Origin of the sequence: Streptomyces sp. NPDC015346 (genome assembly GCF_043078785.1) — a bacterium.
Lineage (GTDB): Bacteria > Actinomycetota > Actinomycetes > Streptomycetales > Streptomycetaceae > Streptomyces.
Map to the genome: position 1 here is coordinate 867,576 of NZ_JBIBTW010000002.1, position 19,485 is coordinate 887,060.

19 protein-coding genes are annotated in these 19,485 nt (G+C 74.2%); 11 read left to right on the top strand and 8 right to left on the bottom strand.

Features of this window, described 5'->3' with window-relative positions; translation table 11 throughout:
• Positions 1–9: 9 nt before the first annotated feature.
• The 5 genes from ACF06X_RS09900 to ACF06X_RS09920 all read right to left on the bottom strand — a co-directional run bounded on the left by ACF06X_RS09900 (position 10) and on the right by ACF06X_RS09920 (position 3,229).
• Positions 10–642 (bottom strand): methyltransferase domain-containing protein, encoded by a 633-nt coding sequence (locus ACF06X_RS09900; protein ID WP_392286911.1) that lies wholly within the window; start codon positions 640–642, stop codon positions 10–12.
• 101 nt (positions 643–743) lie between these two features.
• Positions 744–929: a hypothetical protein gene (locus ACF06X_RS09905; RefSeq protein WP_392286703.1), complete on the bottom strand. Its 186-nt coding sequence runs from the start codon at positions 927–929 to the stop codon at positions 744–746.
• 20 nt (positions 930–949) lie between these two features.
• Positions 950–1,600 (bottom strand): ABC transporter, encoded by a 651-nt coding sequence (locus ACF06X_RS09910; RefSeq protein WP_392286704.1) that lies wholly within the window; start codon positions 1,598–1,600, stop codon positions 950–952.
• A gap of 20 nt (positions 1,601–1,620) precedes the next feature.
• Entirely contained in the window at positions 1,621–2,544 is a 924-nt protein-coding gene (locus ACF06X_RS09915) for an ATP-binding cassette domain-containing protein (protein WP_392286705.1), read from the bottom strand.
• A 7-nt stretch (positions 2,545–2,551) separates the two neighbouring features.
• The gene (locus ACF06X_RS09920) at positions 2,552–3,229 is read right to left on the bottom strand and encodes an AIM24 family protein (protein WP_392286706.1); all 678 of its coding nucleotides are present in this window, start codon (positions 3,227–3,229) and stop codon (positions 2,552–2,554) included.
• Between the two features lie 86 nt (positions 3,230–3,315).
• On the opposite strand from ACF06X_RS09920, the gene ACF06X_RS09925 reads away from it, so the two are divergent.
• From ACF06X_RS09925 to ACF06X_RS09945, 5 genes are all read left to right on the top strand, one after another.
• On the top strand, positions 3,316–4,032 hold the full coding sequence (locus ACF06X_RS09925) for a peptidyl-tRNA hydrolase (RefSeq protein WP_392286707.1): 717 nt from the start codon (positions 3,316–3,318) through the stop codon (positions 4,030–4,032).
• Positions 4,033–4,151: 119 nt separating this feature from the next.
• Positions 4,152–4,901, top strand: coding sequence for a DUF4142 domain-containing protein (locus ACF06X_RS09930; RefSeq protein WP_392286708.1), 750 nt, complete (start codon positions 4,152–4,154; stop codon positions 4,899–4,901).
• 127 nt (positions 4,902–5,028) lie between these two features.
• Entirely contained in the window at positions 5,029–6,930 is a 1,902-nt protein-coding gene (locus ACF06X_RS09935) for a DUF692 family multinuclear iron-containing protein (protein ID WP_392286709.1), read from the top strand.
• A gap of 7 nt (positions 6,931–6,937) precedes the next feature.
• A complete protein-coding gene (locus tag ACF06X_RS09940) occupies positions 6,938–7,975 on the top strand; it encodes a TIGR04222 domain-containing membrane protein (RefSeq protein ID WP_392286710.1) in 1,038 nt (345 codons plus the stop codon).
• A 109-nt stretch (positions 7,976–8,084) separates the two neighbouring features.
• A complete protein-coding gene (locus tag ACF06X_RS09945) occupies positions 8,085–9,695 on the top strand; it encodes an alpha/beta hydrolase (RefSeq protein WP_392286912.1) in 1,611 nt (536 codons plus the stop codon).
• A 63-nt stretch (positions 9,696–9,758) separates the two neighbouring features.
• Here ACF06X_RS09945 and hemQ read toward each other — a convergent pair whose 3' ends face one another.
• Positions 9,759–10,472: a hydrogen peroxide-dependent heme synthase gene (hemQ, locus tag ACF06X_RS09950; protein ID WP_392286711.1), complete on the bottom strand. Its 714-nt coding sequence runs from the start codon at positions 10,470–10,472 to the stop codon at positions 9,759–9,761.
• 92 nt (positions 10,473–10,564) lie between these two features.
• Complete coding sequence (gene hemG / locus ACF06X_RS09955; RefSeq protein WP_392286712.1) at positions 10,565–12,091, bottom strand: protoporphyrinogen oxidase; 1,527 nt, start codon at positions 12,089–12,091, stop codon at positions 10,565–10,567.
• 127 nt (positions 12,092–12,218) lie between these two features.
• Between hemG and ACF06X_RS09960 the strand changes: the two genes are divergently transcribed.
• The 3 genes from ACF06X_RS09960 (at position 12,219) to ACF06X_RS09970 (ending at position 15,152) form a co-directional block, all read left to right on the top strand.
• Positions 12,219–13,253 (top strand): DUF4349 domain-containing protein, encoded by a 1,035-nt coding sequence (locus ACF06X_RS09960; protein ID WP_392286713.1) that lies wholly within the window; start codon positions 12,219–12,221, stop codon positions 13,251–13,253.
• A gap of 27 nt (positions 13,254–13,280) precedes the next feature.
• Positions 13,281–14,654 (top strand): FAD-dependent oxidoreductase, encoded by a 1,374-nt coding sequence (locus ACF06X_RS09965; protein ID WP_392286714.1) that lies wholly within the window; start codon positions 13,281–13,283, stop codon positions 14,652–14,654.
• Between the two features lie 66 nt (positions 14,655–14,720).
• A complete protein-coding gene (locus ACF06X_RS09970) occupies positions 14,721–15,152 on the top strand; it encodes a hypothetical protein (protein ID WP_392286715.1) in 432 nt (143 codons plus the stop codon).
• An 81-nt stretch (positions 15,153–15,233) separates the two neighbouring features.
• Here the strand turns inward: ACF06X_RS09970 and hemE are convergent, their stop codons facing one another.
• Positions 15,234–16,310: a uroporphyrinogen decarboxylase gene (gene hemE, locus ACF06X_RS09975; protein ID WP_392286716.1), complete on the bottom strand. Its 1,077-nt coding sequence runs from the start codon at positions 16,308–16,310 to the stop codon at positions 15,234–15,236.
• 92 nt (positions 16,311–16,402) lie between these two features.
• Here hemE and ACF06X_RS09980 point away from each other — a divergent pair, with 92 nt between their 5' ends.
• The 3 genes from ACF06X_RS09980 (at position 16,403) to ACF06X_RS09990 (ending at position 19,405) form a co-directional block, all read left to right on the top strand.
• A complete protein-coding gene (locus ACF06X_RS09980) occupies positions 16,403–17,107 on the top strand; it encodes a DUF3000 domain-containing protein (protein ID WP_392286717.1) in 705 nt (234 codons plus the stop codon).
• Positions 17,108–17,342: 235 nt separating this feature from the next.
• Positions 17,343–18,008, top strand: a complete 666-nt coding sequence (locus ACF06X_RS09985) for a response regulator transcription factor (protein WP_015037008.1) — start codon at positions 17,343–17,345, stop codon at positions 18,006–18,008.
• A 113-nt stretch (positions 18,009–18,121) separates the two neighbouring features.
• Complete coding sequence (locus ACF06X_RS09990; protein ID WP_392286718.1) at positions 18,122–19,405, top strand: ribonuclease D; 1,284 nt, start codon at positions 18,122–18,124, stop codon at positions 19,403–19,405.
• The last annotated feature ends 80 nt before the right edge of the window (positions 19,406–19,485 follow it).

A 19,485-nucleotide genomic window follows, 5' to 3' on the forward strand; every position in this document is an offset into this window, starting at 1 on the left:
AGGGCGTCCCTAGGGGAGGCGGGCCAGCACGTGGGCGTCGAGGAAGCCCCGCTCGGCGGCCGGGTCGTGGAGCAGCCGGGCGAACGGGACGAGGCCGGCCCCCGCCAGCAGCTCGGCGAACCGGTCCACCGGCCAGCTGTAGGCGGGCGTCACCTTGTGGTCGAAGCGGACCGGATCCGGTGCGTCGGTCCCGAAGAACGACACCAGGAGCAGACCGCCCGGTGCCAGGACACGCGCCTGCTCGGCGAGCAGCGCGGGCAGTTCCGCAGGCGGGGTATGGATCATCGAGTAGTGGGCCAGCAGGCCGCCGAGCGAGCGGTCCTCGACCGGCAGGGCCTCCATCCGCGCCTCGTCGAAGCGCAGCGCCGGGTGGGCCCGCCGGGCGTGGTCGACCATGGCCGGGGAGAGGTCGAGCCCGAAGGCGTCAAGGCCCAGGTCGTGCAGCATGGCCGTCAGATGTCCGGGCCCGCACCCGACGTCGGCCGCCCGTGGGTTCCCCGTCCCGCGCACCAGCTCGGCGAAGGTGCCGATCATGGCCCGCGCGAACGGCCGCGTCTCCAGCCGGTCGGCGAACATCGAGGCGTACAGCTCGACGACCCCGTCGTAGGCCGCCCTGGTCTCGTCCTGGTGCTCCTGCTCCATCACGGGGAGGAAGCTAACATCCGCGCACGCGTCGCCGGCCGGGGTGCGGGACAGGGCTCGCGGCCAGGCGGGACTTCGCGGCCGCGGACGCCGACGCGGCCTCAGCCGGAGCAGGCCGTGCGCTCGGCCTCGCGCCACTCGCAGACCGGGCAGAGGGTGATGCCCTTCGTCGACTCCGGGTACTCGGTCGGCTGCCGGCACAGCACGCACTCGGCGTACGGCCCCTCGACCGCCGTGGGCCCCGGCGTGGTGTCCGCGGGCTCGCAGTACGACGTGTTCTCGTCCATGTATTCGAGCGTACCCACTCTCACTCCCGCCAGGCAGTGGCCCGGCAGGCCAGGGCCACCGCGGCGGCCGAGACCGCCAGGGCGCCGGCGCACGCGAGCCAGGGCAGGTGGACGGTGGCCGTGCGCGAGCCGGTGATCAGTCCCGTCACCGCGTACTTCGCCGGGGAACCGCTCGTCACCAGGGCGAGGAGCGAGGCGAGGACGAGGGCGGCGAGCGACCAGCCCGGGGCGTGCAGGAGCGGCCGGGTGCACAGCGCGCCGACCGCCGCGCCGGTCAGGACACAGACGGCCGCGGCGAGAAGGCCGGCGGCGCCGGCCGCCACCGGTCCCACCCCGCGGAGGTCGCTCACCGCCGTCACCCCGAGAACCGCGACCGTGCCGAGGAGCGCCGCGCAGGCGACGGCCGCCAGGACCGCCGCCAGGTGCGCCCGCTCCCGCCCGGCCGCCGCGGCCACCACGGTGCGGGCGGCGGGCGGTTCCTGGTTCAGACAGATCCGTACGATCCAGGCCGTGACGGGGAGCAGCGCGGCGGAGGTGTACCCGAGGGCGCCGAGCACGGGCTCCCCGGCCCGCACGCCGACGCCGAGGAAGACCGCGTACAGCAGCAGCGGTGCGAGCCAGCGCTGGGAGCGCAGGAAGAGGTCGGTCTGATAGCGCAGCAGTGCGGTCATACCCGGACCCATACCCGGACTCATACCCGGACGCCTTCGGTGCTCAACTGGTGGATGTGCCAGGGCGGACGGGCGGCGAGCAGCGCCCGCAGCAGCGCGTCGGAGTGCGCGGCGTCGACGGTGCAGATGGTCGTCGTCCCGTCGACGCCGGGCGCGTAGGAGGGCGCGTACGAGGGCGAGCCGGGGAGCCCGTCGGGCAGCGCGCCCCCGCCCGAGACCACGATCCGTACGCGTGGGTCCATGCGGTGCGGTCGCCGGGCGCTCTCGGGCCGCACCCGTCCTCCCTCGGGCCGTGCCGGTGCCGGTCCCGCCTCGTGCCCTCGCGCTCGCGGCGCCTCGGGGCGCACCCGTCCCGTCTCCACCGTGAACACCGCGTCCGCCTCCCCCGCGAGCCGGCGCGGATCGTGGTCGACGAAGACCACCGTGCCGCCCGCCGCCACCCGGTCGCGGACCGCCCGGTCCAGTGCGTCGCGCGCGCCGGCGTCCAGACCGGTCCACGCCTCGTCGAGGACGAGCAGCGGCGGGTCCGCGAGCAGGGCCTGGGCGACGGCGACCTTCTGGCAGCTGCCCTTGGAGAGTTCGGCGAGCGGGGTGGCGGCGAACGCGCCCGCGCCGAAGCGCTCCAACCACTCCCCCGCCCTGGCGGCGGCCTCGGACCGCCCGAGGCCCTGGATACGACCGAGGTGCAGCAGGTAGCCGCCGGCCGTGAACGGCAGGGCGGCCGGGAACCGCTCCGGGACGTACGCCGTGCGCACCGGCCGGTCCGTGATCCGGCCGCGCGTCGGCGCGTCGATGCCCGCGATCAGCCGCAGGAGCGTCGACTTGCCGGTGCCGTTGGTGCCGGTGATCCGCACCAGGGCGCCGGCGGGCAGGCCGAGGTCGACCTCCCGCAGCACCCACGGGCCGCGCGGGCCGTAGCGGCGGCCGACGCCGTCGAGCCTCACGCCGGCCTCAGTTCGCCGAGGCCTTCTGCGCGGTCAGCTCGCTCGGCCGGACGATGACGAAGCCCTCGCCCTCCAGCTTCAGCTGGACCGCCTCGCCCGAACCGCCCCGCATCATCGAGCCGAGGGACTGCGAGCGGTGCAGCGAGGGGTGCAGCCGCTCGCTCCAGCCGACGACGGCGTCGGTGTCGACGAAGACCGGGGCCTGCGCGGTGACCGGGATGACGATCGGGGCGCCCTCGCAGACCAGGGCGATCTTTCCGTACCCGGAGAAGACGCTGTTGAAGAGGCCGCCGCCGGTCATGCCGGCGCCCTTCACCGTCTTGATCTCGTACGAGAGGGTGGGGTCGAAGCACAGGACGTTGCGGCCGTTCACGGTGAGCGCGTCGCCCTGCTCGATCTCGACGATGAAGCAGTTCTGCGCCTCGTGCGCGAACCAGGCCTCGCCCTGGCCTCGGACGGCCATCAGCGCGAGGCCCTCGCCCGTGACGGCGCGCTTGAGCATGCCGCCGATGCCCTGGCCCTTGCGCTCGAACCGGAGGTCGCCGCGGAAGGCGATCATCGAGCCCTGGCGCGCGTGCATCTCGCCGTTGACGACGTATCTGACGGCCTTGGCGTTCTGCAGGCTCATGCCCGGGAACGTCGCGGTCTCGGCGAGGTGCTCACCGGCGAAAAGATCGCTCTTCATGGAAGGCATCCTGGCCCGGAAGCGAGCGTTCCCACAAGAATCCCCGGTGAGGGCGGTGCCGGTGAGGGCGGTGGCAGACTTGCCGGGTGAGCAGCAACGAGACCGACACCCGTGACCTCAAGCCCCAGTTCGTCCTGCCCCTGGTCGTACGGATCGAGCGGGCCGAGCCCCCGGCCCGTACCGACGCGCTGGAGACGGCGGCCCGCGCCGTGCTTGAGATCCTCGCCGACGAGCGGTCCCACGGCGACGGGGAGTGGGCGCGGGCGATCACGGACTGGCAGGACGCCCGGATCCGCAAGGTGGTGCGCCGGGCGCGCGGCGCGGAGTGGCGCCGGGCGTCGGCGCTGCCGGGCATCACGGTGACCGGCGAGGCCGCGGAGGTACGGGTGTTCCCGCCGGTCCCGCTGGACGGCTGGCCCAAGGAGCTGGTCAAGCTCCAGGTGTCGGGCACCGACCTGGAGGACCCGGCCGAGCCCGGCGAGGTACCGGCGGGGGCGGCGGTCCTCTGGCTCAACCCGGAGCTGGACATGTCGGCGGGCAAGACGATGGCGCAGGCGGGGCACGGGGCGCAGCTGCTGTGGTGGCAGATGTCGGAGGCGGACCGCAAGGCGTGGCGTGGGGCCGGATTCCCGCTGGCCGTGCGGACCGCGCCGGCGGAGCGCTGGGCCGAACTGACCACGAGCGGGCTGCCGGTGGTACGGGACGCCGGGTTCACGGAGATCGCGCCCGGTTCGTGCACGGTCGTGTCCGCGTTCCCCGCGTCCCCCGTGATCGACGCGTCTGTCGGACCGCTCGGCGACTGAACGGAGCCGCTTCCCGATCCGTATCCCCCGATACCGCCAAGTGGCTTGTACGGCATTCCGGTTGGCGGTTCAGTCTGCGGTGACATCGACCGACAGCACGGGACAGTACGGGAGACATCTTGTCGCTACGCGTCAACGGGACGGCACTCATCATCGCGGCGCTCGTCGCCACGGTCGGCGCACTGGCCTTTCCGATCTGGTCCTACGCCGACCGCTCCGGCACCGGCCAGGCCAATCTCAACGCGTCGACCGTGGCCACCCAGTGGGGCCCGCTCTCGGCCACGGACCGGGATCTGCTGGTGAAGGTGCGGCTCGCCGGACTCTGGGAGCTTCCGGCGGGCCAGCAGGCCATCGAACGCGCCCCCAGCCGGGCGATGGTGGAGTGCGGCGACCATCTCGTCGTCGGCCACACCGACCTGGACCGGCGGGCGCGGGACGTGGCCGCGAAGCTCGGCGTCGAGCTGCCCAACCAGCCCACCGAGCAGCAGCAGGGATGGCTCAGGGAGCTGACGGCGGCGCGCGGGGAGGAGTACGAGCGGAAGTTCGCGAACCTGCTGCGCAACGCGCACGGGAAGGTGTTCGCGCTCATCGCGGAGGTCCGGCACACCACCCGTAACGCGCTGATACGGCAGCTGGCGAGCGACGCCAACCAGACGGTGCTCGACCACATCACCATGCTGGAGGCGACCGGGATGGTCGACTACGACGCGCTGGCGAACGAGGCGGCGGGCCGGAAGACGACGCCGCCGACCGGCCCGCCGGTGGTGCCGTCGCCCGCCGTGCCCTCGCCGGTCCGCCCGTCGGGGACGGACCAGTCGTACACCTCGCGCCCGGTGCCGGAGGCGGGGATCATGACGCCGCACGGCTGAGGTGGCGAGGCGGCGAGGCGGCCGGTGAACGCGTGCGAGGAACCTCAAATCAACCTCTGAACGTCCCCTCGACGGGATTCGAACGTCACCGGCGGGGCCATCACGTGGGGGACTGAAGGAGGGGGACATGACGGAACTCGGCACGGAACTCGGCACGGAACTCGGCATAGGCATCGGCTGGCGTCCCGAGATCGCGGAGGCGGTGGAGGCCCTGCCCGGCGTGGACTGGGTGGAGGTCGTCGCGGAGAACGTCTGCGTGGGACACCTCCCGGACTCGCTGACGCGGCTGCGTGCGCGCGGGGTCACGGTCGTCCCGCACGGGGTCTCGCTCGGGCTCGGCGGCGCGGACCGGCCGGACGCGGGGCGGCTCGCGGAGCTGGCGGCGAAGGCGACGGCGCTGGGAGCGCCGCTGGTGACGGAGCACATCGCGTTCGTCCGGGCCGGGGGGCCGCTCACCGCGACGCCGGCCCTGGAGGCGGGGCACCTGCTGCCGGTGCCGCGGACCCGGGACGCGCTGGACGTGCTCTGCGAGAACGTCCGGATCGCGCAGGACGCGCTGCCGGTGCCGCTGGCCCTGGAGAACATCGCGGCGCTGATCGCCTGGCCGGGCGAGGAGCTGACGGAGGGGCAGTTCCTGGCGGAGCTGGTGGAGCGTACGGGGGTACGGCTCCTGATCGACGTCGCCAACCTCCACACCAACCACGTCAACCGGGGCGAGGACCCGGCGAAGGCCCTCTCGGAGCTGCCGGTCGAGTCGATCGCGTACGTCCATGTCGCGGGCGGCCTCGCCCGCGACGGCGTCTGGCACGACACCCACGCCCACCCGGTCCCGGCCCCGGTCCTCGACATCCTGGCGGACCTGGCGTCCCGGATCTCCCCACCGGGCGTCCTGCTGGAACGGGACGACAACTTCCCGCCGCCCGAAGAACTGGCCTCGGAACTCCGATCGATCCGCCACACGCTGGCGGAGGCGTCCGGGACCGTCCCCGGGGCCGGCGGCGGGAAGGCCGCGCGGGCCGGGGCAGGCCGCGAGGGCGTCGCCGACGACGCGCGGGCGACCGCGCGCGATACCGCCGCCGGGTCCCCCACGGCGGCGACCGGCGGGTCGGGGCACCGGCCGGCAGCCGCGCCATCCGACGCCGGCGCACGAGCCGCCCTGAGGCCGGACGCACCGGCCGCCGGCGCCGGGTCCCCGACGCCAGCGACCGGCGGGGCAGGGCACCGGCCGGCAGCCGCGCCATCCGACGCCGGCGCACGAGCCGCCCTCAGGCCCGACGCACCGGCCGCCGCTGGCCGGCCGGATGCGGCCCGCCCGCTCCTCATCGGCGCGGGCGCCCGCGTCTCCGGCGGCCCGATGCCGAGGCCACCGGCCGCCCCGGCCGCCCCGGCCCCGGAGCCTCCGGCCGCCGCCGTGGTGGTCCCCGCGGTCGCCCCGGCACCGGAACCACCGACCGCCGACGTGGTGGTCCCCGCGGTCGCCCCGGCACCGGAACCACCGACCGACCCGGCCACGGCTCACGCGCACGGCACCGCCCGCCGGACGGTGGCGCCGGAGGCCGCCCGCCCCACCGAGGCGCCGGGAGCCGAAGGCCCCACCCCGACCGAGCCGGAGGGAGTCGACCGGGCGCGGGCTCGGGTCGCGCTCGCGCAGGTCGCGCTGTTGTCCGCGCTTGTCGCCGGGACGCCCGCGCCCGAGGGGTTCGACACGCGGCGGCTCGGGGTGCAGAGCCGGGCGCTCGTGGCCAAGCGGGCCGGGGTCGTCGCCAAGGTCGCCCCGGAGCTGCCCGAGATCCTCGGCGACGGCTACCGGCCCGCGTTCCTCGCGTACGCCAAGTCCCGTCCCATGTCGGGCGGTTACCGCCGTGACGCCCTCGACTTCGCCGAGCACCTGCTCGTCGCGGGACGGCCCGAGGACCCCGGCGCCCGCCGCCGCCTCACCCACTGGTGGCAGGACCGCGCGGGCGCCCGCCCCCCGGGCCGCGCCACCCGCATCGCCCGCGCCGCCCGCGCCGCACTGGTCAGGAGGTGAGGGGAGCGTGAACGCACTCGCCGTCGTCTTCCACCTGGCCGCCGTCACCTGCGCCGTCCTCCTGATCGTCAAGGTGTCCCGCACCCGCGCCGGTACCGGCGGCCCCGTCCACGACCGCCACGAGGCGGCCTTCCTGAACGGCGGTCCCGCCCGGGTCGTCGACGCGGCCCTCGCCGCGCTGCAGGCCGACGGCCGGATCGCGATCGGCGGCCCCGGTATCGTCGCCGTCGTGCGCCCGACGGCCCACGACCCCGTCGAACGCGCCGTCCTGCAGGCCCACGCGGCCGCCCCGCACGGCGCGCTGCACCACCTGCGCCTGACGGTCATGCGCCACCCGGCCGTCCAGGAGATCGGCGACGCGCTCGCCGCGCGCGGGCTCATCGTCACGCCCGCCGCCCGCCGCTCGGCGGTCCGCCTGAGCGCCGCCCTCGGCGTCGCCTGCGTCGTCCTGGTCCCCGTCTGCCTCGTCCTCACGGTCGTCGACCTGGCGCGGGCGGACGCCTTCGACCTTCCCGTCCCGTTCGTCCTCAAGGTGCTGCCCGCGCTGGCGGGCGCCGGCATCACGGCCGTGGTGTGCGGCTCGATCGCCTCCGGCCGGGTCACCCCGGCGGGCCGCCGCGCCGTCGCCGCGTACGCGCGGGCGTCCGGCCATCTCGCCGACGCGGGCCATCTGGTCGCCCTGCACGGGCTGCGCGCCCTGCCGGACCCGGTCCTGCGGGAGCAGTTGCTGGCGGCGGCCCGCGTGTACGCGCCCCGGCGCCGGGGCGGCGGCGGGGCCCAGGCCCCGTACTCACCGGCGTACACGGACGACACCGCCGGCCTGGTCACCGTCTGGTGCGCGACCGGAGCGGGCGGCGGCAGCGGCGGAGGCGGCTGCGGGGGCGGGAGTGGGAGCGGTTGCTCCGCCGGTTCCTGTTCCGGCGGAGGCTCCAGCTGTTCGGGCTCCGGCGGGTCGAGCTGCTCCAGCGGGTCGAGCGGGTCCGGCGGAAGTTCCTGTTCCAGCAGCAGCGGGTCGAGCTGTTCCAGTTCGAGCTCCAGCTCCTGACGGCCATCGGGGGCATTGCCCCCGACACCCCCCGGCGGTCCTTGTACAAGTGGTGCGCTCGTGCCGACCATCCTTCCGTCCGTCCGCGTACGAAGGAAGGGAAGTGGCGATGAGAACGCTCGCGCTGTTCGGGGCCGCCGGGTCGTTGGTGCTGTCCTCACTCGCCGGCTCACTCGCCGCCGCGCCCGCCACCGCCGCCCTGGACGCCCCGCCCGCCGAGGAGCGCGGCACCCTCCTCGCCGCCCGCAGAGCCGCCGCCGAGGGCATCGACTTCACCACCTGCCCGGCGGTGGAGCAGCTCCCGGCGTCCGTCCGGTGCGGCACGGTCCGGGTCCCCCTCGACTACGCGAACCCCGACGGCGCCCGGATCCCGCTCACCGTCAGCCGGGTCAAGGCCTCGGGCCCGGCGGGCAGCCGTCAGGGCGCGCTCGTCTACAACCCGGGCGGCCCCGGCGCCTCCTCGACCTACTTCCCGATGGCGGCGGGGCTCCCCGCCTGGAAGCGGATCGCGGCCGTGTACGACCTGGTCGGCTACGCCCCGCGCGGTGTGGGCCGCTCCGCCCCCGTCTCCTGCCAGGACCCGGCCGACCGCGCCAAGGGCCCGACGCCCGCGCCCTCCGAGCCCTCGGAGGTCTTCAAGCAGGAGCGCGTCGCCCGCGCGAAGACGTACGCGCGGGGCTGCGCGCAGCGCACCGGCGCGGCCCTGCGGCACTACCACTCGCTCAACAACGCGCGCGACCTGGAAGTGCTCAGGGCGGCTCTCGGCGAGCCGCGACTGACGTACATGGGCGCCTCGTACGGCACCTACTTCGGCGCGCTGTACGCGACGCTCTTCCCGCAGCGGGTGCGCCGGATGGTCTTCGACTCGCCGGTCCATCCCGCGCCACGGCATATCTGGTACGTCAACAACCTCGACCAGTCGCTCGCCTTCGAGCGCCGCTGGGCCGACTTCCGCACCTGGGTGGCCAAGCACCACAAGGTGTACGGCCTGGGGAGCACGGCGCAGGAGGTGCTGGTGAGCTACGAGAAGGTCCGCGTCGAGCTCGCGGCGCGGCCCGCGGGCGGCACCGTGGGCCCGGGGCAGCTGCACGCGGCGATGCTCCAGACCGGCTACCACGACCGTTTCTGGGCGCCCCGGGCGCACGCGCTCTCCCGCTTTCTGAAGGGGGATCCGAAGCCGCTGATCGAGCAGGCCGCGCCGAAGGACGAGGGGTTCGCCGAGGCCTCCAACGGCAGGGCCGTCTACACGGCGGTGCAGTGCAACGACGCTCCCTGGCCGGAGGACTTCGCCGTATGGGACCGGGACAACACCCGGCTCGCGAAGATCGCCCCGTTCGAGACGTGGGACAACGTCTGGATGAATCTCCCCTGCGCCTACTGGAAGGCGCCCCGGCAGAAGCCGCTGGACGTGCGGACGGGCGTCGGCGTGCTGCCGCCGGTGCTGATCCTGGCCGCCGAGCGCGACGCGGCCACTCCGTACGAAGGAGCCCTGGAGCTGCAGCGCAGGCTGTCGGGTGCGGCCCTCGTGACCGAGCGGGACGCCGGTACGCACGGCATCGGCGGGGGTCCGAACGCCTGCGTCAACGGGCACCTGGAGACGTACCTGCTGACGGGCGCGGTCCCCGGAAAGACGCCGGTGCGGCGCGCGTCGTGCGCGCCGCACCCGGAGCCGGACCCGGTGTCGCTGGAGCGGCGGAGGGAGCTCCCGCCCGCCGTCTGATCTTCCGGGTCAAGGGGTGAGGGCCCGGCTGGACGCCGGGCCGTCACCAAGTTCGTACGGCCGTCAGGCCAGGCCGGAGACGAGCTCCGCGACGGAGCGGCGGCGGCCGGTGTAGAACGGGACCTCCTCGCGGACGTGCATCCGCGCCTCGGACGCGCGCAGGTGGCGCATGAGGTCGACGATGCGGTGCAGCTCGTCGGCCTCGAAGGCGAGGATCCACTCGTAGTCGCCGAGCGAGAACGAGGCGACCGTGTTGGCGCGGACGTCGGGGAAGCCCCGCGCCATCTTGCCGTGGTCGGCGAGCATGCGGCGGCGGTCCTCGTCCGGCAGCAGGTACCAGTCGTAGGAGCGCACGAAGGGGTAGACGCTCACGTAGTCGCGGGGCGTCTCGTCGGCCAGGAAGGCCGGGATGTGCGACTTGTTGAACTCGGCGGGGCGGTGCAGCGCCATGTTCGACCAGACCGGCACGAGCGCACGGCCCAGCTTGGTGCGGCGGAAGAGGTTGTACGCCTCCTGGAGCTCGTCGCTCGTCTCGGCGTGCCACCAGATCATGACATCGGCGTCGGCGCGCAGACCGGAGAGGTCGTACGTGCCGCGGATGGTGATGTCCTTGGCCGCGAGCTGGTCGAAGAGGTCCTGGACCTCCTCGGCGTAGCCGGCGCGGTCCTCGGGCAGGTTGTCGCGCAGCTTGAACACGGACCACAGGGTGTAGCGGATGACCTCGTTGAGGTCCTTCGCCTTCTTACCGGCGTTCGGGATCTTTTCGGGCGCACTCATACGCCTATTCTCGCCCGTCACGGACAGTGCCCCGCACCAGGGTCCACCGTTTTCGACGTGGCGATGATCTCGTCCGCGATATGCCCCGCGATCTACCCCGCGATCTCCCGCGCGATCTCGTCGGCGGCGCGGGTCGCCGACGCGATGCAGGCGGGGATGCCGACGCCGTCGTACACCGCCCCGGCGAGGCGCAGTCCGGGCACGGCCGCGACGGCCGCGCGGATGCGGGAGACCCGGGCGAGATGGCCGACGGGGTACTGCGGCAGGCCGTCGATCCAGCGGGTGACGGTGGTGGCGACGGGCCGGACGGTCAGTCCGGTCGCGGCGCCGAGGTCCTTCAGGGACACCTCCACGAGGTCGGCGTCGTCGCGGTGGACCTGCTCCTCCTCGCCGTAGCGGCCGACGGAGGTGCGCAGTACGAAGAGGTCGGGGGCGGCGTCCGTCACCCACCGCCACTTCTGGCTGGAGAACGTGGACGCCTTGATGGTGTGCCCGTCGACGGGCGGCACGAGGAACCCGGACCCGGGCAGGCCGTGGAGGTCGGAGCGCCGGAAGGCGAGGGTGACCAGCGCCATCGAGGCGTACTCGACGGCGCCGAGTTCGGCGGAGGCGGCCGGCACCTCGTCGGCGAGGAGCTCGGCGGCGGACCAGGCCGGGGCGGCGACGACGACACCGTCGGCGAGGAGGGTCCGGCCGGGCGTGACGACCTGCCATCGGGTGCCGGGCGCCGCCGCGGCCCCGGGGCCGTGGGTCGCCACGACGCGGCGGAGGGCGATGACCGGGGCGTGGTTAAGGATCTCGCCGCCCGCGGTGCGGATCGCGTCCGCGACGGCGCCGGGCAGGGTGCCGATCCCGCCCTCGATGCCCATGAACGCCGGGCCGCCGAGGCCGGTGGCCGCACCGGCGGCGTCGGCCGGGGTCGCCGCGCCGGCCTGCTGGACGGCGCGGACGGCCGCGGTGAGCGTCCGGTGAACGCGGGCCGCGTCGAAGAGCTTGGGCACGGCGGCCCGCAGGGAGATCCGGTACGCGTCACCGGCGTACACCCCGCCGAGCAGCGGCTCCACGAGCCGGTCGACGACCTCGTGGCCCATCCGCTCGGCGACGTACGCGCCGATGGCGATGTCGTCGCCGATGTCGGTCGGGGGGAGTTCGCGGTCCTGACCGACCCGGCGCACGCCCTGCTCGGAGAGGAGCCCGACGAGCGCCTCGCCGTCCGCGGGGACGCCCATCACATGGCCCTTGGGCATCGGGATCAGCGTTCCGCGCGACCAGACGGAGGCGGTGGTGGTGGCCGGGGCCTGGAGGCGGTCGCCGAGGCCGACGGCCCCCGCGAGGGCGACCGCCTCGGGGCGGCGGGCGAGCAGCGACTCCGCGCCGAGGTCGACGGGGGCGCCGGCGATCTCGCCGGCGAGCAGCTTGCCGCCGAGCCGGTCGCCGCCTTCGAGCAGCGTCACCCGCACGCCGGCGGAGGTCAGCCGGTGGGCGGCGGCGAGTCCGGCGATCCCGCCTCCCACGACGACGACGTGAGCCCGTGTCGCCGGAGCCGCCTGAGCCGCCGGTGCCGCCGGTGTGCGCCTCGATGCCTGCCCGGATGCCCCGGCCGTGGTGTCCGCGTTCATGGCTCCACTCTCTCAAACCCGTTCCGAGGCCAGAACGTGACCGCTTCGCTACCGCCCCAGGGCAACCCGCGCCCCCCTCCCGTACGTCGAACCGTCAACACTCACCATCACCCCCGGGGGGATCCACATGCGTGGAGCGCGAATGGCGGCCGCGGCGCTGCTGACGGCCTCGCTGGCGCTGGCCGGCTGCGGAGCGTCGGACAGCGGCGACGGCGGCGGCGCACAGAAGGGCCTGAGTGACGCCAAGGGGGCCGAGGGCGCGGCCGACAGAGGGTACGAACAGGCGGCGCCGGACGCGGCCAGGTCCTCAGGCACGGGTACGGGCGCGGGCGCCGACGCGGGCACGGGCAAGAAGCCGGCCGCGCCCCGGCAGCACGTCATCCGTACCGCCGAGGTCTTCGTGGAGGTCAAGGACGCCGCCAAGGCACTGGACACGGCCCGCCGGATCACCGTGGGCGCGGGCGGACAGATCGCGAACGAGTCGACCGAGCGGGTCGACGACACGCACGTGACCTCGCGGATCGTGCTGCGGGTGCCGCAGGAGCGGTACGAGTCGGTGCTCGCGGAGCTGGCGGGCACCGGCAAGCTGTTGTCCCGGAAGGCGGAGGCCAAGGACGTCACCGAGCAGGTGGTCGACGTGGAGAGCCGGATCGCCACCCAGCGGGCGAGCGTCGCGCGGGTGCGGGCGCTGATGGACCGGGCGACGAGGCTCGAGGACGTGGTGACCCTGGAGGGCGAGCTGAGCCGCCGTCAGGCGGACCTGGAGTCGCTGCTGGCCCAGCAGGCCTCGCTGAAGGACCGTACGTCCCTGTCGACGATCACCCTCGAACTGACCGAGAAGGAGGCGGAGAAGCCGGCCGGGAAGGAGGACCGTCCCGGCTTCCTGGACGCGCTCGCCGGCGGCTGGAGCGCGCTGGTGACGGCGCTCGCGTGGGTGGCGATCGTGCTGGCGGCGGTCGCCCCGTGGCTCGCGCTGGTCGCGGTCCTGTACGCGGTGTGGCGGTGGCTGCTCCGGCCGCGCCTGACGCGACGCGGTGTCCCGGCCGCTCCCGCTCCCGCCCCGGGCGGTACATCCCCGGCACCGATCCCGGCACCGGCCTCCGCCCCCGCCGCGGGACCCGCTCCGGGATCTGACACGTCTTCGGGCGGGCGGCGGGACTGAACGACCGCCGGGACGTAGCGTGTTCGTATGAGTGAACGACTGGTGGTCATCGGTGGCGACGCGGCGGGCATGTCCGCCGCGTCGCAGGCACGCAGGCTCAAGAAGTCCGGGGAACTGGAGATCGTCGCCTTCGAACGCGGCCACTTCGCCTCGTTCTCGGCCTGCGGCATCCCGTACTGGGTCGGCGGCGACGTCGCCGAACGCGACCAGCTGATCGCGCGCACCCCCGAGGAGCACCGGGAGCGGGACATCGATCTGCGGATGCGGACCGAGGTCACCGAGCTGGACGTCGAGCGGCAGCGGGTCCGTACCCGCGACCTGGAGTCGGGCGCGGAGGCGTGGACCGGCTTCGACAAACTGGTGATCGCGACCGGGGCCCGTCCGCTGCGGCCGCCGCTGCCGGGGATCGACGCCCCGGGGGTGCACGGGGTGCAGACCCTGGACGACGGGCAGGCGCTGCTCGACTCGCTGGAGCGTACGGAGGGCCGGCGGGCGGTGGTCGTCGGCGCCGGGTACATCGGTGTGGAGATGGCCGAGGCGCTGCTGAACCGGGGCTATGAGGTGACCGTCCTGAACCGGGGCGAGCAGCCGATGGCGACGCTCGACCCGGACATGGGACGGCTGGTGCACCGGGCGATGGACGGCCTGGGCATCACGACGGTCGGCTCGTCGGCCGTCACCAAGATCCTCACCGGTGACGACGGCCGGGTCCGGGCGGTGGCGACGGACGACGCGGAGTACCCGGCGGACGTGGTGGTCCTCGGCACGGGCGTGGTGCCGGAGACGGGTCTGGCACGGGCGGCCGGGCTGCCGCTGGGGGCGTACGGAGGGCTGCTGACCGATCTCGCGATGCGGGTGCGGGGTCACGAGAACATCTGGGCGGGCGGGGACTGCGTCGAGGTCCTCGACCTGGTCTCGGGCCGCGAGCGCCACATCGCGCTGGGCACGCACGCCAACAAGCACGGCCAGGTCATCGGGTCGAACGTGGGCGGCGGCTACGCCACGTTCCCGGGCGTGGTCGGTACGGCGGTGTCGAAGGTGTGCTCGCTGGAGATCGCCCGGACGGGGCTGCGCGAGAAGGACGCCCGCGAGGTCGGTCTCGCGTATGTGACGGTGACGGTGGAGTCGACCAGCAGGGCGGGTTACTACCCGGGCGCGGCTCCGATGACGGTGAAGATGCTGGCGGAGCGCCGTACGGGCCGGCTGCTCGGCGTGCAGATCGTCGGGCGGGAGGGCGCGGCGAAGCGGGTGGACATCGCGGCCGTGGCGCTGACGGCGGGGATGACGGTGGAGCAGATGACGGCGCTCGATCTGGGGTACGCGCCGCCGTTCTCCCCGGTGTGGGACCCCGTTCTGGTCGCCGCGCGGAAAGCGCTGGCAGCCGTTCGGGCGGCGGGCTGACCCGGGCGGAGCAGCGACGCGTCGTGACAGTTTGCGAGCCATCATTCACCATGCGTCACTGATCGCATGATCCGACACACCGTGCGAGCGCTCTGCGCCGCTTCACTCATCGTCGCCCCGCTCGCTCTGAGCACCCCCGCGCACGCCGTGACCTGCACGGTCAACGGCTTCTCCCGAACCGCCACCCACCTGACCGGCACGGCCGGCAACGACTACATCCGCTGTGCGTCGATTCCCGCCGGCCACTCGGTCGACGGCCTCGGCGGCAACGACTACATCTCCGTCACCGGCACCGTGGCGCAGGGCGCCGAGGTACGCGGCGGCACCGGCAACGACTACATGCAGGTCAGCACCAACAACGGCCTCGTCGCCGGCAACGAGGGCGACGACTACATCCAGGTCAACACCAACAACGGTGTCGTCTCCGGCGGCGCCGGCACCGACTCCTGCCAGGTCGCCTCGGGCAACGCCCCGCAGGCCGACTGCGAGGTGGGTTGACGCTCACCGGAAACGGTCCCGGCCCGCCACCCCGAACAGAGAGGGTGGCGGGCCGGGCCCCGTGTCGTGTCCGTAGGGCCGTCAGACGGCGGTGCGCGTGTGGACGTACTCCACCAGGCGCGTCAGCGCGTCCGGGTCGGTCGTCGGCAGCACTCCGTGCCCCAGGTTGAAGACGTGCCCTTCGAGAGCCTTCGCGGCGGCCAGGACCTCGTCCGTCTTCGCCTCCACGGCCTCCCGCGAGGAGAACAGCACGGCAGGGTCGAGGTTGCCCTGGAGCGCCTTGCCGGGGCCGACGCGGCGGGCGGCCTCGTCCAGCGGGACGCGCCAGTCGACGCCGACGACGTCCGCGCCCGCCTCGCCCATGAGGCCGAGCAGCTCACCCGTACCGACACCGAAGTGGATGCGCGGGACGCCGTACGGGGCGACCGCGTCGAAGACCTTGGTGGAGGCGGGCATCACCGAGCGGCGGTAGTCGGCGGGGGCCAGGGCGCCCACCCAGGAGTCGAAGAGCTGGACGGCGGAGACGCCGGCCTCGATCTGGACCGTGAGGAAGGCCGAGGTGATCTCGGCGAGCCGGTCGAGCAGATCGGCCCAGAGCTCCGGGTCTCCGTACATCAGCGCCTTGGTGTGCTCGTGGTTGCGGGACGGACCGCCCTCGACGAGGTAGCTCGCGAGGGTGAAAGGTGCGCCCGCGAAGCCGATGAGCGGGGTGGAGCCCAGCTCGCCGGTGAGCATCCCGATGGCCTCGGTGACGTAGTGGACGTCCTCGGGGGTCAGGTCGCGCAGCCGGGCCAGGTCGGCGCGGGTACGGATGGGCTCGGCGACGACCGGGCCGACGCCGGGCTTGATGTCGAGGTCGATGCCGATGGCCTTGAGGGGGACGACGATGTCGCTGAAGAAGATCGCCGCGTCCACCTTGTGGCGGCGCACGGGCTGCAGCGTGATCTCGGTGACCAGCTCGGGCCGCATGCAGGACTCGAGCATCGGGATGCCCTCGCGGACCTTCAGGTACTCGGGCAGCGAGCGCCCGGCCTGCCGCATGAACCAGACCGGCGTGTGCGGCACCGGCTCCCGCCTGCACGCCTTCAGGAACGGGGAGTCGTACGTCTGCGCTGGCGGCTGTGTCCGCTGGCCCGAGGGGCTGTCGTTGGCACTCACGCCCAGAATCTTCGCATGTGCGCTGAAAGCCGCTCGCCCGGGCCGGGTGTCCCTCCCTGCGCGAGGCCCCCGTTCCGCCTACTCTTCCCCGCATGGCTGCGGCGCAGGGACATTTTTCCGATCATTCCGACGGCGACGGAGGGGCGGGCGACACGGCGGGCACCACCTCGAACGGCACGGAGGCGAACCCGATGCCACCCGTTTTCCGGCGGGCGGTGGAGGCGCTGCGTGCGGCCCGGCCGCGGCCGGAGATCGAGATCGATCCGACCCGGCCGCCGCAGCGGCTGGCGCCGTACGCGTACGCGCTGGAGGCGGCCGTCGTCGAGGGCGAGGAGGACCTGGCCGACGGCCGGCTCGTCCTGCTGCACGACCCGGCCGGGCACGACGCATGGAAGGGCACGTTCCGCCTGGTGACGCTGGTCCGGGCGGAGCTGGAGCCCGAGATGGCGGCGGACCCGCTGCTTCCGGAGGTCTGCTGGTCCTGGCTGACGGGCGCACTGGAGGCGCGCGGGCTCGGGTACGGGGAGGCGAGCGGTACGGTCACGCAGGCGGGCTCCCATTACTTCGGGGGTCTCGCGGAGCGGCGTCCGGCGACCCAGATCGAGATCCGGGCGTCCTGGACTCCGCAGGAGGTGGTGGCGGGCGTGCCGGACACGGGGGCGCATCTGGCGGCCTGGTGCGATCTGCTCTGCCAGATCGCGGGCCTGCCGCCGACCGCGCCGGATCCGGGCGCGGGCACGACCTCGGGCGCGGGCATCGTGTCGCTGCCCCAGCGCAGGGGCCCGCAGCAGCCGTAGGGCGGCCCGGCCCGACAGCTCCTCAGGCGCTGTCCCGGGCCCCCCGGACGGAGGCTCACTCGTAGGATGATCGATCACGCGTCCGAATTGCCCGAATTGTTACTCACCAAATCGTGATCTTTCCCTAAAGGCGGGCGCCCGAGCTGCCGAAGAGGTCAATGACCCCTTCACCGCTCGGGTCGCCCCCGGCTTCTTCCCCGAGCCGGCTCCGTCCCGCATCTCCCCAGGAGGCCGTGTGTCCGTTCTCCTCGAGCAGCCCGCAAGCCTGGTCGCCTACCGACCGAACAAGCCGACCGCCATGGTCGTCGTGGCCGACCCGCGCGTCCGCTCCACCGTCACCCGCCACCTGTGGGCCCTTGGAGTACGCGACGTCATCGAGGCGTCCTCCATCGCGGAGGCCCGCCCCCGCGTCGGGAACCCCCGCGACATCTGCGTGGCCGACGTCCACCTCCCCGACGGCAGCGGCCTGACGCTGCTCTCCGAAACCCGCGCGGCGGGCTGGCCCAACGGCCTCGCCCTCTCCGCGGCCGACGACATCGGTGCCGTACGCAACGCCCTGGCCGGCGGCGTCAAGGGTTACGTCGTCACCGGTACGCGTACGAACATCGGGCACCCCACCCGCCCCGGCGCCGCCCCCATCGGCGCCGCGGCCGCCCGCCTCGGCCACCGCCGCCCCCCGGGTGCCCCGAGCCACCCGGGCGGCTACCGCGAGCTCTCCGGCCGTGAGGTCGAGGTGCTCCGGCTGGTCGCCGAAGGCCAGTCGAACAAGGCCATCGGTGTCTCGATGGGCCTGTCCGCCCTGACCGTGAAGAGCCACCTCGCCCGCATCGCCCGCAAGCTGGGCACCGGCGACCGCGCCGGCATGGTCGCGGTGGCGCTGCGCACCGGGATCATCCACTGAACGGGACGGCTCCGCCGCACCCGACGGCCCCCTGAGCGGTCGAGGAAAGATCAGCGCCTGTCGACGGAACGTTCCGTCGGCAGGCGCTTGCCGTTCACAGATACCCTTGACACGTGACCGACGCCCAAGAGACCGCAGCAGACACAGCACTGCGAACCACCGGGGGCGCTCCCCCGGACGACGACGTCCCTGCGAATGGGCTGCCGATCCCGCTGCTGGAGCCCCGCGAGGGCATCCCGCCGGTGGTCGCGAGCGACGACGCCCTGCGGGACGTCATCGCCGCCTTCGCCGCCGGCCGGGGCCCCGTAGCCGTCGACGCCGAGCGCGCCTCCGGCTACCGCTACGGGCAGCGCGCCTATCTCGTCCAGCTCCGCCGCGAGGGCGCCGGGACCGCGCTCGTCGACCCGGTGGGCTGCCCGGACCTCTCCGGTCTTGGCGAGGCGCTCGCCGGGACCGAGTGGATCCTGCACGCGGCGACCCAGGACCTGCCCTGCCTGCGGGACATAGGCATGGTGCCGACGCGGCTGTTCGACACCGAGCTGGCCGGCCGGCTCGCCGGCTTTCCCCGGGTCGGGCTCGGCGCGATGGTCGAGTCCGTCCTCGGCTACGCCCTGGAGAAGGGCCACTCCGCCGTCGACTGGTCCACCCGTCCGCTGCCCGAGCCGTGGCTCCGGTACGCCGCGCTGGACGTCGAGCTCCTCGTCGACCTGCGTGACGCGCTGGAGAAGGAGCTCGACCGGCAGGGCAAGCTGGAGTGGGCCCACCAGGAGTTCGACGCCATCGCCGCGGCCCCGCCCGCGCCGCCGCGCCAGGACCCGTGGCGGCGTACGTCCGGCATGCACAAGGTGCGGCGCCGGCGTCAGATGGCGGTCGTGCGCGAGCTGTGGACGGCGCGGGACCGGATCGCCCAGAAGCGCGACGTCTCGCCGGGCAAGGTGCTCAGCGACGCGGCGATCGTGGAGGCCGCCCTCGCGGTGCCGCCGAACGTCGCCGCCCTGACCGCGCTGCCGGGCTTCGGCCACCGCATGGGCCGGCGCCAGCTGGAGCAGTGGCAGGCCGCCGTCGACCGCGCGAAGGCGCTTCCCGACCTGGAGCTGCCCCAGCCGGGCCAGCCGCTCGCCGGGCCGCCCCCGCCGCGCGCGTGGGCGGACAAGGACCCGGTGGCCGCAGCCCGCCTGTCGGCGGCGCGCACCGCGATCTCGGCCCTCGCGGAGGAGCTGAACCTCCCCCAGGAGAACCTGATCACCCCGGACACGGTCCGCCGGGTCTGCTGGGAGCCGCCGGCCCCGGTGTCCGCCGAGACGATCGCGGAGGCCCTGACGGCCTGCGGCGCCCGCCGCTGGCAGGTCGGCCTCGTGACGCCGCTCCTGCTGACGGCGCTCGCCGCGACCGAGTAGGCCCGAAGCCATGAACGACGTGAAAGCCCCCGGCACCCCGCCGGGGGCTTTCGCGTCCCCCTTTCGGGGTGTGACCTTCG

Excerpts from the sequence above, each read along its gene's own strand:
- ACF06X_RS09900 (WP_392286911.1), bottom strand. The coding sequence starts at position 642 with ATGGAGCAGGAGCACCAGGACGAGACCAGGGCGGCCTACGACGGGGTC.
- ACF06X_RS09905 (WP_392286703.1), bottom strand. The coding sequence starts at position 929 with ATGGACGAGAACACGTCGTACTGCGAGCCCGCGGACACCACGCCGGGG.
- ACF06X_RS09910 (WP_392286704.1), bottom strand. The coding sequence starts at position 1,600 with ATGACCGCACTGCTGCGCTATCAGACCGACCTCTTCCTGCGCTCCCAG.
- ACF06X_RS09920 (WP_392286706.1), bottom strand. The coding sequence starts at position 3,229 with ATGAAGAGCGATCTTTTCGCCGGTGAGCACCTCGCCGAGACCGCGACG.
- ACF06X_RS09935 (WP_392286709.1), top strand. The coding sequence starts at position 5,029 with ATGACGGAACTCGGCACGGAACTCGGCACGGAACTCGGCATAGGCATC.
- ACF06X_RS09945 (WP_392286912.1), top strand. The coding sequence starts at position 8,085 with ATGAGAACGCTCGCGCTGTTCGGGGCCGCCGGGTCGTTGGTGCTGTCC.
- hemQ (WP_392286711.1), bottom strand. The coding sequence starts at position 10,472 with ATGAGTGCGCCCGAAAAGATCCCGAACGCCGGTAAGAAGGCGAAGGAC.
- hemG (WP_392286712.1), bottom strand. The coding sequence starts at position 12,091 with ATGAACGCGGACACCACGGCCGGGGCATCCGGGCAGGCATCGAGGCGC.
- ACF06X_RS09960 (WP_392286713.1), top strand. The coding sequence starts at position 12,219 with ATGCGTGGAGCGCGAATGGCGGCCGCGGCGCTGCTGACGGCCTCGCTG.
- ACF06X_RS09965 (WP_392286714.1), top strand. The coding sequence starts at position 13,281 with ATGAGTGAACGACTGGTGGTCATCGGTGGCGACGCGGCGGGCATGTCC.
- ACF06X_RS09970 (WP_392286715.1), top strand. The coding sequence starts at position 14,721 with ATGATCCGACACACCGTGCGAGCGCTCTGCGCCGCTTCACTCATCGTC.
- ACF06X_RS09980 (WP_392286717.1), top strand. The coding sequence starts at position 16,403 with ATGGCTGCGGCGCAGGGACATTTTTCCGATCATTCCGACGGCGACGGA.